The organism is Mucilaginibacter sp. cycad4 (assembly GCF_034263275.1).
Classification (GTDB): domain Bacteria; phylum Bacteroidota; class Bacteroidia; order Sphingobacteriales; family Sphingobacteriaceae; genus Mucilaginibacter.
Map to the genome: position 1 here is coordinate 3,412,627 of NZ_CP139559.1, position 17,045 is coordinate 3,429,671.

10 protein-coding genes are annotated in these 17,045 nt (G+C 43.5%); 2 read left to right on the top strand and 8 right to left on the bottom strand.

Annotated elements, in window-relative coordinates; translation table 11 throughout:
* Positions 1–131: 131 nt before the first annotated feature.
* The gene (locus SNE26_RS13765) at positions 132–1,163 is read right to left on the bottom strand and encodes a substrate-binding domain-containing protein (RefSeq protein WP_321559917.1); all 1,032 of its coding nucleotides are present in this window, start codon (positions 1,161–1,163) and stop codon (positions 132–134) included.
* Positions 1,164–1,575: 412 nt separating this feature from the next.
* On the opposite strand from SNE26_RS13765, the gene SNE26_RS13770 reads away from it, so the two are divergent.
* Together SNE26_RS13770 and SNE26_RS13775 are read left to right on the top strand one after the other, a co-directional pair.
* Positions 1,576–2,904, top strand: coding sequence for an amino acid permease (locus SNE26_RS13770; RefSeq protein WP_321559918.1), 1,329 nt, complete (start codon positions 1,576–1,578; stop codon positions 2,902–2,904).
* A gap of 2 nt (positions 2,905–2,906) precedes the next feature.
* Positions 2,907–4,064: an aminotransferase class I/II-fold pyridoxal phosphate-dependent enzyme gene (locus SNE26_RS13775; RefSeq protein WP_321559919.1), complete on the top strand. Its 1,158-nt coding sequence runs from the start codon at positions 2,907–2,909 to the stop codon at positions 4,062–4,064.
* A gap of 100 nt (positions 4,065–4,164) precedes the next feature.
* Here SNE26_RS13775 and SNE26_RS13780 read toward each other — a convergent pair whose 3' ends face one another.
* The 7 genes from SNE26_RS13780 to SNE26_RS13810 form a co-directional block, all read right to left on the bottom strand.
* Complete coding sequence (locus SNE26_RS13780; protein ID WP_321559920.1) at positions 4,165–6,114, bottom strand: sigma 54-interacting transcriptional regulator; 1,950 nt, start codon at positions 6,112–6,114, stop codon at positions 4,165–4,167.
* A 3-nt stretch (positions 6,115–6,117) separates the two neighbouring features.
* On the bottom strand, positions 6,118–8,430 hold the full coding sequence (locus SNE26_RS13785; RefSeq protein WP_321559921.1) for a sensor histidine kinase: 2,313 nt from the start codon (positions 8,428–8,430) through the stop codon (positions 6,118–6,120).
* A 282-nt stretch (positions 8,431–8,712) separates the two neighbouring features.
* A complete protein-coding gene (locus SNE26_RS13790) occupies positions 8,713–10,041 on the bottom strand; it encodes an ATP-binding protein (protein WP_321559922.1) in 1,329 nt (442 codons plus the stop codon).
* Position 10,042: 1 nt separating this feature from the next.
* Positions 10,043–10,996, bottom strand: a complete 954-nt coding sequence (locus SNE26_RS13795) for a DUF4157 domain-containing protein (RefSeq protein ID WP_321559923.1) — start codon at positions 10,994–10,996, stop codon at positions 10,043–10,045.
* A 7-nt stretch (positions 10,997–11,003) separates the two neighbouring features.
* Positions 11,004–11,987 carry a tetratricopeptide repeat protein gene (locus tag SNE26_RS13800; protein WP_321559924.1) on the bottom strand — a complete coding sequence of 328 codons (984 nt, stop codon included), beginning with the start codon at positions 11,985–11,987 and terminating at the stop codon, positions 11,004–11,006.
* Positions 11,984–15,550 carry a DUF4157 domain-containing protein gene (locus SNE26_RS13805; protein WP_321559925.1) on the bottom strand — a complete coding sequence of 1,189 codons (3,567 nt, stop codon included), beginning with the start codon at positions 15,548–15,550 and terminating at the stop codon, positions 11,984–11,986. Before SNE26_RS13805 ends, SNE26_RS13800 begins: the two co-directional genes overlap by 4 nt.
* The gene (locus SNE26_RS13810; protein ID WP_321559926.1) at positions 15,547–17,040 is read right to left on the bottom strand and encodes a contractile injection system tape measure protein; all 1,494 of its coding nucleotides are present in this window, start codon (positions 17,038–17,040) and stop codon (positions 15,547–15,549) included. The genes SNE26_RS13805 and SNE26_RS13810 overlap by 4 nt, the downstream gene beginning before the upstream one ends.
* Positions 17,041–17,045: the final 5 nt, after the last annotated feature.

Here is a 17,045-nt window from a genome sequence, read left to right on the forward strand (position 1 = left end):
GGAGGGTAGCCCCTTGCTAAGCCTACCCGGTTTTAACTATCAGGTAAGTAGCAGCAATGTTCAAAGCTAATTAAATAAAACGTTTTACCAAATGATTTTAAGGAAATTTGTTTACCAATACTAAACTATGGTTACGCTGTAGCCTTCTTTAAGGTCGATCCCCGCTCAATCAGTTTCGACGGGATCTTAAGATCAATTTTTGAAGCATCAAGTTTGTGGGTATTGATCTGCGCCATTAAAATATCAATTGCCGATTTTGCTATATCGTAAGTAGGTTGCTGTATGGTAGTAATACCCGGCGGATACAGGCTAAACACCTCATTGTCATCAAAACTGATCACGGCCAGATCTTCGGGGATGCTGAGTTTAAGATCTTTAATGGCCTGTAAACCCATAGTACCCAAATAATTGGTGGTAAAGAAAACAGCATCCATTTGCTTTTGCTTTTCAATAAATGCTTTAACGGCTTCAACCCCTTCATTCTTGTCCATATCAAAAGGAACTTTTAAAACCATCTTGCTGTTATCTTTCAGGTTATTATCCTTTAAAGCAGCTTTATAGCCCAGGCTCCGGTCATTAAGCTGGATCAGCCCGAGGTCGGCAGTTACCATCCCGATATTTTTATACCCTGATCTTACAAAACAATCAACCGCGTTATAGGCGCTTGCATAATTATCAACCAGCACATGAGGAATATTTGTCCCCGGGAAATATCCGTCAATAAGTACTACCGGCTTTTCATTATCAACCAGGTTCTGGATATCTTTTTCCAGCCCTTTCATTGGGGTAATAATATAACCATCAACCAGTTGCTGGCTTAGCATCCTGATCATATCCTTGCCCTTTTGCAGGTTATTGTTGGTGCTGCAATATATTATGCGATAGCCGTCTTTTTCGGCCTCTTCTTCTATCACCTTTGCCATCTCTCCAAAAAATGGCCCGCCAATGCTCTCCACAATCAGCCCGATAACTTTTGAAACACCCGTACGCAAGCCAACCGCCATGCGATTAGGTTCGTAACCATTTTTCTGGGCCACATCCAATATCTTTTTACTGATTTCTTTGCTAATACGGCCCTTGCCATTTAAAACAAATGAAACAGTAGTTATTGACGTATCGGTAAGCTTAGCTATATCCTTAATGGATATCTTTTTTTTCATCATCGTTTCTCAAATTCAGGTTTAAGGTTTAGTATGCCCAACGTCTTAAAGTCTTATCAGTTCTATGTTAAACCGGCAATTTAGTCAAAACCAGGTGCCTCTATTAAAAATTCAATTTTCTGTCTTTTTCAATCAAAAACCAGCAAGTTTATTTTACTAATTGCCAATATTTTAACCTTGCAATGTAAACCTTTAAAACCGGGCTGGTAAATATAGCTTATGACTTCCATTTTTAATCTTTTTAACAACAATTTGTTACAAAACATTCAAAATGGTTATAAATTTTCAGTAAGATCATTAAAAAAGGCAAAATAGAAGATCTATTTATAAAAGTTTTCATCATATCAATTGCTAACAAATTAATGCTAAATTTAGATTTTGTGTTTTCCCTGGTTAATTGGTATTTTAAAACTTCATGAGCATAACGCCAAAACTCAACCGCTTTGATCTTTCAATGATTGTTGTGAGCCTTGTAATAGGCATGGGCATTTTTGCGGCACCGGCAGAGGTAGCAAAAAGTTCAGGCACTCCCCTCTTATATTTCGGGGCCTGGCTGCTTGGAGGAGCGGTAAGCCTGTGCGGGGCGCTCACCTTTGCCGAAATTGGTGCCCGCTACCCTACCACCGGCGGTTTTTACAAAGTTTTTTCGTATTGCTTTCACCCGGCTTTTGCCTTTATGATTAACTGGGTGCTGGTAATAAGCAACGCAGCCTCGGTTGCTGCCGTAGCACTTATAGGCGCAGAATACATTAACCCCGTTATTATGCCGCAAAGCCTGCAAAACGATACAGGCATCAAAATCATGACCATAACTTCGGTACTCGTTTTATATATTATCAATTACCTGGGGATTAAAATGAGTGCCCGTACTCAAAACGTGCTCACGCTTTTTAAAATAGGCATGATCCTGATTTTGTGTGCTGCGGTGTTCAAGGGCAATATATATACCACTAAAGAAGTTATCGCTTATCATAATAATAACAATATAAGCGCGTTCGGATTAAGCTTGGTAGCTGTATTTTTTACCTACGGCGGTTATCAGCAAACTATAAATTTTGGAGGCGATATTATAAACCCGAAGATCAATATCCCCAAGGCTATATTTTTTGGAATAGCTACCGTGATATCATTATACATGCTTATCAACTTTGCCTATTATTCGGTTTTAGGCATCAGCGGGCTTCAGCAAAAAACAACGCTTGCGGCAACGCTTGCCGGGGTTTTGTTCGGCGCGGCAGGTTATAAAATAGTATCACTGCTTATGTTTGTTTCGGTACTGGCTTTCGTTAACGTTAATATTATGGCCAATCCACGTGTTTATTATGCCATGGCTGAAGACGGTATATTACCTGCCCGTTTTAAACGCGTAAACAGCCAAACCCAGGTACAGGAGTTTGGATTGAGCTTTTTTGTGGGCGCGGTGCTCGTCGTCCTGTTTTTTGCCAATTCGTTTCAAACCATATTAAATTATGTGATGTTTTTTGATACCGTTGGCCTTTCAACTGCAGCTATAACGATCTTCATTTTACGGCGAAAAACCAAACAGCTCAATAATACCGGCATCTATATTATGAAGTGGTACCCTGTTATACCTGTCATATTTATTACTACTTATTGGTTTGTCACTATCAGCATTTTTATTGAAAATCCGCAGGCTGCTTTAATATGCATCTGTGCATTTATTGCAGGCCTTATTATTTACTATATCACAAAACGAAGCCAAAAACCTATTACTACACTTTAATTATGGATTTGTCATTTATTTTAAATGAACTTGGGGAGGAAAGAGAAAATTATTTTAACGCCGTTTCGCCGCCAATTATGCAATCAAGCAACTTCTGTTTTAAAGATGTTGCAAGGCTCAGGGAGGCGATGAATGATGAATTTGAAAGCAGCCTGTACTCAAGGGGGCAAAACCCAACACTCACTATACTCAGAAAAAAGCTTGCCGCGTTAGATGGCGCAGAGGACGCCCTGTTGTTCAGCAGTGGCATCAGCGCAATAAGTGTCCCCATTTTATCGCTATTGAAATCCGGGGATCATATTATTGCTGTAGATAACCTGTACAGCTGGACAATCAAATTATTTAAAGACTTTTTACCCAAATTTGGCATCACCACCACATTTATTGACGGGACAGTTTTTGAAAATTTTGAACAAGCCGCAACTCCACAAACCCGCTTAATTTACCTTGAAAGCCCTAATACATTTTGTTACGAATTGCAGGATATCAGGAAAGTAACCGCTTTTGCCAAATCAAGAGGTATCATAACCATGATTGATAACAGCTACTGCAGCCCGCTTTACCAACAGCCAATATCCATGGGGGTTGACCTTGTGGCACAATCAGCTACAAAATATATCGGCGGCCACTCGGATGTTGTGGCAGGTGTGCTTACAGGCAGCAAGGCCGCGCTTAAAAAAATCTTCGAGCACGAGTTTATGAATACCGGCCCGGCGCTATCACCCCATTCGGCATGGCTGCTTTTGCGTGGGTTAAGAACGCTGCCGCTCCGCCTGCAGCGCAGCTTTGAAAGCACCCGGATCATTACCGAATGGCTTGCCACCCACCCGGCTGTACAGGACGTGATCTGGCCTTTTAGCCCACAGTTTAAACAGGCCGAATTAGTTACCCGGCAAATGCAGGGTTGCGGGGGATTATTTAGCCTTACATTAAAAAACAGCTCATTTAGCAAAATCGAAAAGTTTTGTAACAGCCTGCAGCATATTCTCCTTGCTGTTTCCTGGGGAGGGCATGAAAGTCTCGCTGTCCCCGCCATAGCGTCATTTAGTGAGGATGAATATTCAGCGGATAATAGCCATCACCAATTGATCAGGATGTATATTGGCCTGGAAGACCCGCATTATTTAATTGAAGACATTAAACAGGCTTTAGAAAAGTAAACAATCCCGGTCTCACGCCTTTAGAGCTGAAAGCAAAAGGCCTAAGGCTGAAAGATTTTCACTTTCTGCCTTAGGCTTCTTTCAACTTTAGGCCTTATTCCTATTCCCACTTTTTAATCCCCAGCTTTTGCATTTTTGAGTGCAGGGTTGATGGCGGCAAACCTAATTTAGATGCTGCTCCGTCCTTGCCGCTTATTTTACCATTGCAGCGTTTCAACACGTCCAAAATATGGTCGCGGGCATGCTCATCAATGGTTTTTAATCTATCAGTAGCTATTTCGGCATAAACCGGGTTTTCTTTTTTTCCCTGCAGCTTGGGCAGGTAAGCATCTTTTATTACAGGGCCATCCGTTAACAGGATACTGCGTTCAATAAAATGCTCCAGCTCGCGCACATTGCCGGGCCAGTGATATTCAAGCAACTGGGCCATTACGTTTGGCGAGATGCCCGTTATCGCTTTACCGGTCTTTTGTGCGTATCGCACCAGAAAATGATTGGCTAATACCGGGATATCATCCTTACGTTCCCTTAAAGGTGGTATTATGATGGGGAACACAAATAGCCTGTAATACAAGTCGAGCCGGAAGCGGCCCTCTTCAACTTCTTTTTCAAGATTTCGGTTAGTAGCCGCAACTATGCGCACATTGATCTTAATCGGGCCCCTACCACCTATCCGCTCAATCTCCTGCTCCTGTAAAACACGTAGCAGCTTAACCTGCAGCTCGGCCGGCATTTCGCCTATCTCATCTAAGAAAATAGTGCCCCCATCGGCCAGCTCGAACTTTCCGGTACGCTTTTCAACAGCGCCGGTAAAAGCACCTTTTTCGTGTCCGAACAGTTCGGACTCAATCAATGTGGCAGGCATAGAAGCGCAGTTTACCACTACCAAAGGTTTATTTTTACGGAGCGACAGGTAATGGATGCTTTTAGCTATCTGCTCTTTACCGGTCCCGCTTTCGCCCAAAACCAATACCGATGTATCAAGCGGTGCCACTATACCAATGTGGTCAAGTACAGTAAGCATTTGGTGGCTTTTGCCAATAATGTCTTTAAAACCGGCTGCTTTGCTTTTCCCGCTTAATTCATTTTGGATTGATTTATCAACCCTGGTTATTGATTGCTCGGGCACATCAAATGGAATAATGGCTTCTACCGTCGTCAATAACGATCTGTGCAGGCGATCTAACAAGATCAAGTGATCATTGGTATAACAATCAGTTTTACGGCTGTAAAACGACAAATGGATCATATCGCCTTTTGAGCTGAGCAAAGGTAGCGCTAACAACGATTGCATATTAAAAACCTGGGCAATAAGCTTTTTAACAGGAAACTGCGGCCACACCTTTTCAAAATTAGCAGCATTATAAAAATCGGCGTTTGTAGCCACCAGGCTGTCTTCCTGCATTTGCTTCAGTTGGGCCTTATTAGTTTTTGTGATGTTTACAAATTCATCCGTGCCTATCACCTGGTATTCATCAAACCCTGTACGCAAAAACGAGAGGGCATTATCAGGAAAGCTCATGCCATTTTTCATGATAATGGTTAAATAATCAAACGGAACATGCGGCTGGATGCTCATAGCTATTTTCAGCAGTTTTTGTTTCCAGTTTATAGGCTCGGCAACAATATTTTTAAATACCTGCTCCAATGCCTGCTCCTGGCGCAGTTTTGATTCAATGCTGTTTTGATGGCGGTAAAATGCCACATCAAGGGTTATCAGTAACTCTTTTTCGCGAAATGGCTTTACCAAAAAGCCGTATGGCTGCGTGGCCTTTGCCCGTTCCAGGATACTTTCCTGGAAATTGGCCGACAGGTATACAAATGCTATATTTTTTGAAGTAAGGATCTTGGCAAGGTCAATACCATTCAGGTTGCCCTTTAAAAATATATCAAGCAATACCATTTCCGGTTTTTGCTCCTCAATGATCTCCAGTGCTTCGGCCACAGAATCGGCAATGCCGCAAACTTTATAACCGGCACGGGTTAATATTAATTTCAGGTCATACGCCACCAGCGACTCATCCTCAACTATTAATATTTTTTTGTTCATATTTTAATTAGCTACAAAAGTTTTTCGTTTAATATTGCTTAACATCTTCTCAGTCCTGAACTCGACGGTAATTACTGCGCCGCCGTAATTCTCCATTTTAAAATAACCGCCCAACTGTTTACTTAATGCTTTCATCATCTCCATCCCCAATGAGCTTGCTTTTTGGATGTCAAAATCAAGCGGCAAGCCTATTCCATTATCAGCTATGGTAAGTATAATAGTTTCCTCGGCCAGTTGTAAGGCTATTTTTATTTCACCCTGCCGCGTTGGGAAGGCATATTTTATGGCGTTTGTAATAGCTTCATTTAGTATCAGGCCAACAGGTACGGCCTGGGCAACATCAAGCTTTACGGGTTGTATCATTTGCTCAAAACGGATTCCCCTATCGCCAGGATTATAACAATCGGCCAGGTAACTGATCAGCTCATTAATATAAACCGACATATCGATGTAAGCCACATCCGAATTGCTGTACAGCTTTTGATGAATGAGCGCTATGGCCTGCACCCGGTTCTGGCTTTCGCGAATGGCGGCAAGCGCTGCATTATTCTTCAAAAATGCCGATTGTGTATTAAGCAGGCTCATTACAATTTGCAGGTTGTTTTTTACCCGGTGATGCACCTCCTTTAACAGCCAGTCCTTTTCATCTAACAGGCCATCCTTTTCGTTAAGCAGGGTTTGTAAAGATAGGTTCTGATCATTGATCTCCGTTTGTTTTAGCTGTAATTGTTGATTGCTCCTTTGCTTATGCCGGTAACCGTTAAATGCCAAACCCGCTATAATGATGAGCATAGCCACACCTCCAAAAGTAATGTTACGCTGCATGTTTACCTTTTGAAGCTCAGCTTTCTGGTTCTTACTTTGTTCCTGCAAAAACCTTATCGACTGTTTGTTCTCATTAGTCTTATATCTGATATCAAGCTCCTCTATCTGCTTATTTTTGATGGCGTTAAACAGCGAATCATCAAGGCGTTTATGGGTCTCGAAATGTTTTATGGCAGCCACATAGTTGCCCGACGCCGAATCCACCCGGAACTGCATCCGATGGATCTTGGTGAGGGTGATAGGCCTGATAGCATTTGATGGCAGCGACAAGATCTGTTTGGTATAAATGCCTGCCTTTTTATACTGTTGGATAAGCAGGTAAAAGCCGGCCATGGTTTCGTTGTAATGCACAAAATCGGTAACCATTTGCTCGTTGGTGGTATAAAAATCCTTACTAAAGTTAGTAACCTTATATACTTCCATCATTTTAAGATAGTATTGCTCGGCCTCCGGGTAATCTTTCAGGGCAACGTAGATATTGCCAAATGCCTCATACATGTCAACCTTTTGCGCAAGGATCTTCGGCGGCACATCAATTACGGCCTGTTTCAGGTATACCAAAGCCTCCTTTGGTTTTTTGGCCTTAATGAAATCATAAATAATAAGACTCAGGTAGCCATAAAAATCTTCATATTGTTTCCTGCTTTTCAGGATCTCTGCCGACTTAAGAATGTAGATCAGGCTTTGGTCATATTTATTCAGATCGGCATATACCAATGCAAGTTTGGCGTAATAAAAATCGGCCAAAGCTGTATCGGCCGTAGCGTTCATACTTTTTATTACCTCATGGCGATATAAAAGCTCGTTATGCAGATCAACCTTTTGTTTGCTTATCTCGGCAAGGGAGTAATAGGCATAATGCAGCTTTTTATAACCTATTGCTTTGTATTGCGCCAGCACCTGGCGTAGTTCGGTTTCGGCCAGATCAAGCTTCTTTTGGTTGAGGTGGATATCCGCTACATTCTTGTTCATGTCTGCTTCTTCCAGTTTATGATTTGTTTGCTGGAATAAAGCATGGGCCTGCTCATAACTATTTATTTTATCGGGGATGGCAGCTGCAATGTCAATAGATATATCATCGCCCAACCGTGCCCAGGTTTTGCCTTCCTGGTACTTGTCGCCTATTTTACGGTAATAATTAACTACGTCCATAAAAATGGACTTGCCCCGCTCCAGGTTATTTTGTTTAATATATGACGCCCCTTTAAGCATCGTGGCCTCATTAAGCCATTTTGCCGAATGGATAGCAGCGCTCATTTGTATGGCTTTATTAAAAGCGGTGATGCCGCTGTCAAGCACTTCTTGATGATCGCCCGGTTTATGGAGATAGTAGCTGCCTAATTGTATTTGGAGTTTAATGGTATTGGTATCGGCTTTGTTTTTGGGGTTGCCGAGGCTTAGTTTAATGGTAGCAATGTCCATCTTTTTTTGCCCGGACGCGTTTGAAGCAACGATCACAACAATAAAACATATCAATATATATTTAAGCATACACATGGCATTTTATTGCTTCAGAGACAATTACAGACAAAACCATAACAAAATCATCTCCTGTGAATGCCACAGAATTGTGATAGGCGATGATTTGCTAAATTTATTCAATTTTATGCAAATGGCATCAATAAGCAGGAAGCTAAATTTTCTTTATTGCTGAAATATAAATAGGATCCAGGCCAACATAAAAATGCCTAACCCTGTTGAACCAATCAATGTACAGACCATGGATTCGGTTGTACAGATTATGGATAGCCGATAAGTACCCAGAAATGATAATTACCAAACACGGTTCTCTTTAGTGTATTCCCGCTCGATACCTTCCAATATCAGCTCGGATGTGATGCGGCTTTCCTTGCGGGCCAGCATTTGCAAACAGGCAAACTGCACCACATTTAAGATCCCGGAACCACTGAGCTCATACTTACGCGAGATCTGCTCAAGGTTAATATGCCCGTTAAGGTTGGCTTTGGGCGGAAAGGATTTTTGCCAGATGGTATAGCGTTCATCGGCATTAGGCAGCGGGAAGTTAATAACCGACTGGAACCGGCGCATAAAGGCCTCATCAATGTTATTTTTAAAATTGGTAGCGAGTATTACCAGGCCATTGTGCTGCTCCACGCGCTGCAGCAGGTATGATGCTTCCTGGTTGGCATATTTATCGTGCGCGTCTTTAACGTTGGTCCGCTTGCCAAAAAGTGCGTCGGCTTCGTCAAAAAACAGGATCCAGTTTTTATTATCCGCCTTTTCAAATAATTTGGAGAGGTTTTTTTCCGTCTCGCCAATAAACTTGGATACGATCATGGACAGATCGATCCTGAAAACCGGCTTACCGGTGTATTTACCGAGCAATGATGCCGTAAGCGTTTTCCCTGTTCCCGGCGGGCCGTGGAATAGTGCCCGGTAGCCCGGTTTTAACTTCCGTTCCATCCCCCAGTCGGTCATTAATACCTGCTGATAGTTTACCCAGTTTTCCAGTTCGGCAATTTGCCTGCGGGTGGAATCGTTCAATACCAGATCATCCCAGTTATAGGTAGTTTCCAGGTGTTGTGCCGGGAAGTTCATGCTTAATTTGGGGATAGATTCGGTACCGCTGATTAAAAGCTCAATATATTCCGCTTGCAGCACCAACCTGCCTGATAAGGCAGGCTCTCCCTCCGGCACATCCTCCAGGTATAAAATATGTTGCATTGCAAAAGTGCTATGGTGATGGAACAGTTCGGCTATCTCCAGCCGCTTTTCTACATCATTACCTGCCAATACAAAAACCGCTGTTTGGCCGGTTGGCAGAAAACTGCGCCCGTTACGGCTCCTAACGCCACCAAGCTGCTGGAAATCGCCAGATTCACGCATATACGGTTGAATAATTTCGTCAAAAAACTCAACCTGTAAATGTGGCGCCAGGGCCATCATCAATATAATAACCTCATTGCTGCTCAGGCTATGATCGTTAATTATTTTTTCAAGCACGCTTCCGTTTCGCTCCAGTTGGGGCAACAGTGGCGGCAAATAAGTTGCATCATTGCCAAATACGGTTTGCAGCCGTGCCTCAATACACCCGGCCGTATACTGCATCAGCGCTTTTAACTGTTTAATATTAGTATTCATATTACTTACGCGGACCGTTTTGCTGTACAACATGGGTTAACTCGTGCGCCAGCAGGTTCATACCCGCGGTGCTTTCCGGATCAAACTTAGCTGCGTTAAAATAAATATCATTACCATGCGTAAAAGCCTGCGCCTTTGAAAGATTGCAAAGCTCCACAGCCTGCTGCCCGGTGTGGATCTTCACCTGCTCAAAGTTGGCGTTCATCTGGTGCTCTAACTGTGTACGGACTTTAGCCGGTAATGGACTGCCTCCGCCTTTACTTTCATTCAGTAATCTATCAAACTTAGCTTCAGGGGCTTCAGGTTTGCCTTCTGTTTTCTCTACGCTGCCACCCTTCTCTTCCTTTTTTTGGGCGGCGGCTTTATCGTCTTTTTCTTCACCTTTTTCTTTTTTCTGCGGCTTGCCTTCGTCCTTTTTATCTTCTTCACCTTTTTTTTGCGGCTCCTTGTCTTTCTTATCTTCTTCCTTCTTCTGTGGCTCCTTATCTTTTTTCTCTTCCTCTTTTTTCTGAACGCCTTCCTTATCCTTTTTATCCTCTTCTTTTTTCTGGGGCTCTTTATCTTTTTTATCCTCCTCTTTCTTTTGAGTTGGTTTCTCTTCTTCTTTCTTTTCGTCTTTTTTCTGAGGCTTGCCCTCCTCCTTCTCGTCCTTTTGCTCTTTCTTTTGGGTTCCTTTGGCATCTTTTTCATCATCAGCGCCTTTTTTCTGAACGCTCATTTGTCCCATTCGCTGTGACGAATTAACTGGCGCCTGCTGTGCCATCGTTACCTTATGAGCTACCGCATCGGCCTCCTGCTCAAGGGCACTATCCTGGTTACCATCAATTTTCCTGGCCTGAAAAAAAGCATCACCATCCTGCTTGCTTTTTTCGCGGCTGCCACTAAAAAAAGGCTTATCTGCTTTGTCTGCCTGTTTTTGACTAAGCGGCTGGCGTGTATTATGGATGTATTTCATGGGTAATTCAGTTTAAATTGTTTAACAGATCCAATTGTTTTTTGGCATGGGCGGCCCACTCGCCGGGGTCATTCAGCAGGTCTTCAAAAACCTTTTTTGCTTTATCCTTTTGATTTAAATTGGCCAGGGCTATACCGAGATAAAGTTTTCCTTTCTTATTTCCGGGGTATTGTTCAAGCAACAAGTCAAGGTGTGCCAACGCATCGTCAAAGCGATTAAGCCCGAGGCAAAGCACACCGGTATTTAACCTGATTTCCTCGTTTTCGGGATCATATTCCAGGATCCTTTCGTACTCAGCAGCCCCCTCGTTTAACTGACCGCTTTGCAAATAAGCAACTGCGAGATGGTTGCGCACAGCAATATCGGCAGGAAACAGCATCAAATACCTGATCAGATAGCCGGTAGCCGACGCATAGTTTTTTATCATCAGCTGGGCCAACCCGGCTGTTTGCAATGCCCGGCTGTTTTGCGGGTTCTCTGATAAAACATAGTCGGCCATTTCAAAAGCTTCATCATACCTGCCGGTTGAAAGGTAAACCTGTGCCAGGCCCATCAACAAACTCAAACTTGTTGGATTAAGCTCAACCGCCTTCAACCAGCATGTTTCGGCACTTTCCATATCCGCCGATAGCATATACAATTTAGCCAATCCTTCCCAGGCTTCAAACTGATCGACCTTAAGCGTTATAGTTTGCCTGAAAGCGTTTAAAGCCCTGTCATACTGCCCCAGCAAAACCTCGGTATTAGCCAGATTGAGCCATGCCGAAGCATTTAGGTTATCAATTTCTAAGGCACGCTCAAAAAGCGGCTTCGCCTCGGCAAATTTATTTTGCTGATAAAACAACATTCCCCTGTTATTGAGCAGGGTAACGTTTGGCTCATTTAAATCGGCAGCTTTTGCATAATAAGCCTCGGCAGCGTCAAAATTGCCATTCAGCTGCTGCATGGCGCCAAGGTTTATCAGTTCGGTTAATTGGCTTTGGTTGCTCATAATATTTCTTCTTTAACTTTATCTGCTATCCCGCCTGCTATATCAGTAACGCTGATTTCAGGATAGGTAACTTTAATATCATCGGTTTTCACATCAAATGGTTCGCCATCTTTATAATGGATTGGCAGGGAAACCTTAACCTGCAGATCAGGGCCGTAGCTAAATGATGCCAGGTTTTTGGTCCACTCTTTTGAAATATCGGTAACCAACAGATCAAGTTCGGCTTTAATGAATGCATTTACATCAAACGTAAACTTAGGGTGTACCTCGATCTCACCGAGGGCGTTAAACTCGAAACCGGTTGTTGGCGACCAAGCCAGGTCGGCGGCGGCGCTTGCTTCTCCTTCAAGGCCCAGCCCCCCAACTATCTGAATACCACCGGTAACACTGGCAGGGCCAATACTTAAACCAATGCCCAATGCGGCTTTTAGTTTTAAACCCGCATGTGCCGGGATCACAAATTTTGCCCCGCCGCTTATCCGCGTATTTTCGGGATGCGAAGGGTTAAATTCTATCTGTCCAAAAACATCTTTGAGTTGGCCCGGCCCTACGGCAGCATCAAAATCAAGGCCGCCATCAATAGTTGCCACAATACCTATGCTCTTTGGCCCAAGCGGGATAGCAAATATTGGGATCTGAATGGTAGGTACTTTGAAAAGTTCTTTATTGATGCTCTTTTTAGGAAAAACGTCAACTGCCGAAGGCAAGTCCAAACGGCCTACAACTTCAATTTCACCGGCCGGGGTCACCCTTACACTTGCGGAAGCCTGCAGCCAATCGGTAACTTTAAGGGTTAATTTGCCCGATCCATAAGCGGTAAACTTATCCCCCGCGGGGCCCGAAGGCGTACCATCGGCAGCAATAGCCCGGTTGGTTGCCCCCACGGTTACCTCGCCCGATACCCTATCGGCAGCATACGATGCCTTGCCCTCTATCGTCAGTGCGCCGTCATCATAAGAAATGGACAATTCGGTATTGATCTTCGGAATTTTGGGTACCGCTTTACCGCTGGCTTTTACATGGTAAATTTCATCCGGGCCACGGGTAACCTCAACATTACCGCTCCCGCTTTGGATGCCCGGCATATTTTCATCAAGAACGAAGCTGCCACCTATAACTAAGGTTTCATTAGCGTAACTAACGTGGATCTCGGCACTTTTTACCCCTTTAATATCCGGTTCGGCAGTGCCTGAAGCTGTAAACTCATTGTTTGCATAAGCTATATTAATATGGGCCGATTTGATTCCCTTTATCTTATTAGGGCCGATTCCTATCTCACCGGTAGCAGATAAACCTCCGCCGCCGCCATCACCGGGCTTAACATAGTCAACCGTGATACGGGCCGGGTTAAAAGTTTTGGAGTCGAAATCAAATGAACCACCCAGCGCGAAAGCCCCTGATGTACCCGCTTTTGCATGAACTTCGCCTTTCCCAAGTTTTTTGATCTCAAAGTTCATGTTACCATCAACCGTCAAACCCGAATCGCCCAAAGTAATACCGAGCGAAGTATCTGTAATTTTAAATGGAGAGGGAAGCTTGATCTCGCCACCATCAAAAACTTTCCGGATACTTAAGCCGCTGCTGTTTATGATAATATCAATATCCGCATTGTCAATAAGCGGTATGGTTGTGTGTACTTTTCCTTTCGCTTCAAGCTCTCCATCATCACTAAAACCAGCCTCTGAGAGTTGAACAGGACTTAAGGCCTTGACCTGCGGACGTAATTTATCTAAAATGTCTTGTCTCGAAACGTATCCCCCGTACACCCCCGGGATAGGATTTAATGTAAAGCTTTCAGTAATCTTGTCGGCAGTTTTACTGGTTTTAAACATGGTTACTGTTATGCTGCCTGCCCCACCCTGTTGCATAATATCTGTTTTAGGGTCATATGTAACAGAATCAATATTGGCAGTATACTTTTTTGAGTTTTGAAGTTTAAAAGGCCCTTTTTTAGGCATTTTGATAGCTTTGCTCCGCCTCTCATTCAAAAACAGGTGTACAGTATTGGTATCTACAAGCTCTTTTAAAATCTTATCATCTTTGCCGGGTACTAAAAAGCGCATACCGTTGAGATGCTCTCCCTTCTGAATTTCAGAAAGCGAATATTTATCCTGGTCGCCTACACTGTCCGGCGATCCGGCTTTATTTAACTTTGCAGTGGTGATACTGTAATTATCTACAATGCCCTGTACCGACAGACCTTTTACTTTTTCAGGGTCCTTGGCTTTTTCGGCTTTAATAGTTTCATCTACAGCACTTTTTATATTGGCCTGAATAGTACCGCCTGACGAGCCGTTAATTTTTTGGGAAAGAAGCCATAAGTTGCCGATATCGTTATCGGCCCCTCCAATTTGCAACTCTACTTTATGATCAACTTCAAACTCATGCATTTGCCCGGCACGCCGCCAGTTAGGCCTCACCGACCGGGTCCTTATCTCATCGGGGTTACCAAACAATATGCCCCCGGTAACATTGGTTTTTGATACCATGAAATAAGTATTATTTCCCGCGGGAGATGTCCCGCCATTGGGTAACTCAACCTTTTTCAAGTCATCAAACTTTTTCCCAAAGCCGGCATCTGTAGCTGCATCTTTTTCCCAGGTAGCCAAATGTTTCCCGCTTCTCGTCGTTTTTTTAAACGAGTAATCGGTTTTAGATGGCATCATGTCATATTTAAAACCTGGAATATCTATTTTCTCAACCTTTATAGTTTTATTGGTTTGGTCAATTTTATCATCACCGGTGTGCGTCTTGGCTTTTCCACTTTCTGCAACGCCGGTTTCCGCCCGTTGAATAACCCCTTTCTTTTTAACACCATTTCCACCCTGTTGTACGGTATGCGCCACCTCATGCGCCAGCAAATGCTGCCCCGATTGGCTCTGCGGATCATATTTACCCGCCCCGAAATAAATATCATTACCATGGGTAAAAGCCTGGGCCTGTAAATCATTACTTAAACCGGCAGCCTCGCTGTTATTATGGACCCGTACGCTGCTCAAATCAGTGCCCATGGCACCTTCCATTTCCTCGCGGGTATTGGCAGGCAATGGTTCACCGCCACCTTTGCTGCCTTCAATTTTTTGCTGGGTTTGCGGCGATACATCAGGCGCTGCCGACTGGCTGCTGCGTTTTAGCGTATTGCCCTCGTTTGGATCGCCATCGCTTTCAAAAACCGGGCGGCGCTGCAATTCTTTATCGGCCCCGTTTTGTTCTTTCTCCTGTTTATCCTCCTTTTTATCTTCTTTCTTTTGTACGGCGGAGTTGGTTGCAGTGGCAGGAGCATTTACAGGAGTAGAAGCAGTTGCAGAGTTAGCTACGGTTTTAGGCTGATTGATATGTTGTACAACTTTGTCTGCCACCTGGTCGGCCTGTTGTTCAAAATGATCGCCGGGTTCATTCACCGTCATTTTCCGCTGAACTTTGTTCCCTTCAAAAAAGGGCGCTTCCTGCACCTGTTCAACATCATGAGCGGCTGAGAAAAAAGGATCTTTCCCTGCCCCTTGTTTGTTTACGGGCTGGTTTTGTTTGGTATTTGCCGGTGCTGCCTTTTGCGGTGTCTTCATTGCCATTCCACGTAAAAAGGTTCATCCATCCAGAGCAGTTTAATTACGCCAATGCCCCACGGCAATGACGAAAGCAGGATATCCAGGTCCATCCGCTCCACAATAAGCCGGGCGGGCTGTTCTGCTTCAATCAGTTTCCCGTTGCGTATTAAAAATGCATCACGCAAGCCGCCAGGCGACGTATTTTTTAATGCTTTCCAGTATTTTATCACGGTGCGGAGCATATTGTCGCCTTCATCAAGCATGCGTTGCGGTATTTCAACTTCACGTGCTAACGGCTCGTCAAGAGGCCAGCGGCATAAAAATTTTTCAAAATAAAGATCATATTCAAAAGCGTTTATATTACCGGTACCCAGATAATGCAGCAGGTGAACGGCAAGTTGCCTTGCGGGCAGATCAACAAAATCGTTATCCTGCAGCAAGCCGAAATCCTTAAAAAAATACTCCAAAAAGGGGTGCAGGATCACCAAACCAGCCTGGTTTACATAAATTCCGCCGGTATCTTCCTGTTTTTCCACAGATGTTTCGGCTACATGATCCGGTGTTGCTATGGGTTTATTTTTTTGCGGGGGAGAGCTGCTTTCTATTGATTTGATAGCCTTTTCAACAATTTGAATAAGATTATTTGATAAGGAAGCTGATGCTTTTAATTCCCCGATGATTAAATCAGTTAGTTTTCTCAGGATAACGCTATCATTATTATTCACCGGTTCAACCCTGCCTGTACTCAGGCAAAGCATTAATAATAGTTTTTCAATAGCATCACTATCAAAACCTCTTGCCGAAATAGCTTCACCGCTGTTTTTAATATTTAAAACTTCGGCATCGTTTGCTAACTCAGCTATGATGATTCGCCGCAATTCAACAACAATTGTATCTATAGCTTTTTGAAGTGTTTGGATTTCAATCTTCAATAAAATAGCGGCGAGCTTTTTAATAAATATGATGCCGAACTGGTTAAATAACCTGCTCAATGCAAGCGGGGAACTTTTAAGAAGACCGGTAAGCCTGGTACTGTATGTTCCGTTGTTTATTAAAAGTGCAATTAAATGACTTAACCATGCACTTTCGTCTCGCACCCATACTGTTGCGGCACCGGTGTACCAGGGGAGCCTGCCTGTATTGAGAAAATGAGCAAACACACTAAAAGCCTGCTGCTCTTCAGTAAGCAATGAATAGGTGATCTCATTATCAGGTTCATTACCAACAGGCAATATTACAGGGTATATAACCGGCTCAAGTGTTTTATATAAGCTCGCCTCCAATTGTTCAAGAACGTCCTCCAGTTTCCCGGAGCCCAGGTCAAGATCGATCTTATCTATCAAAACATGGGCAGGCACATCCATATCATCCAGCAGTTGCTCCAGCTTTTTGAGCAGCACCTGTTCAAAGTACCGCACAGCCTCGTCCTGCACCTTTTGGGCAGTGCCCCGCTGCGATACTTCTATATCAAGTATCACTTTATGGATGATATGTATGCTCCCTGCCATATTCA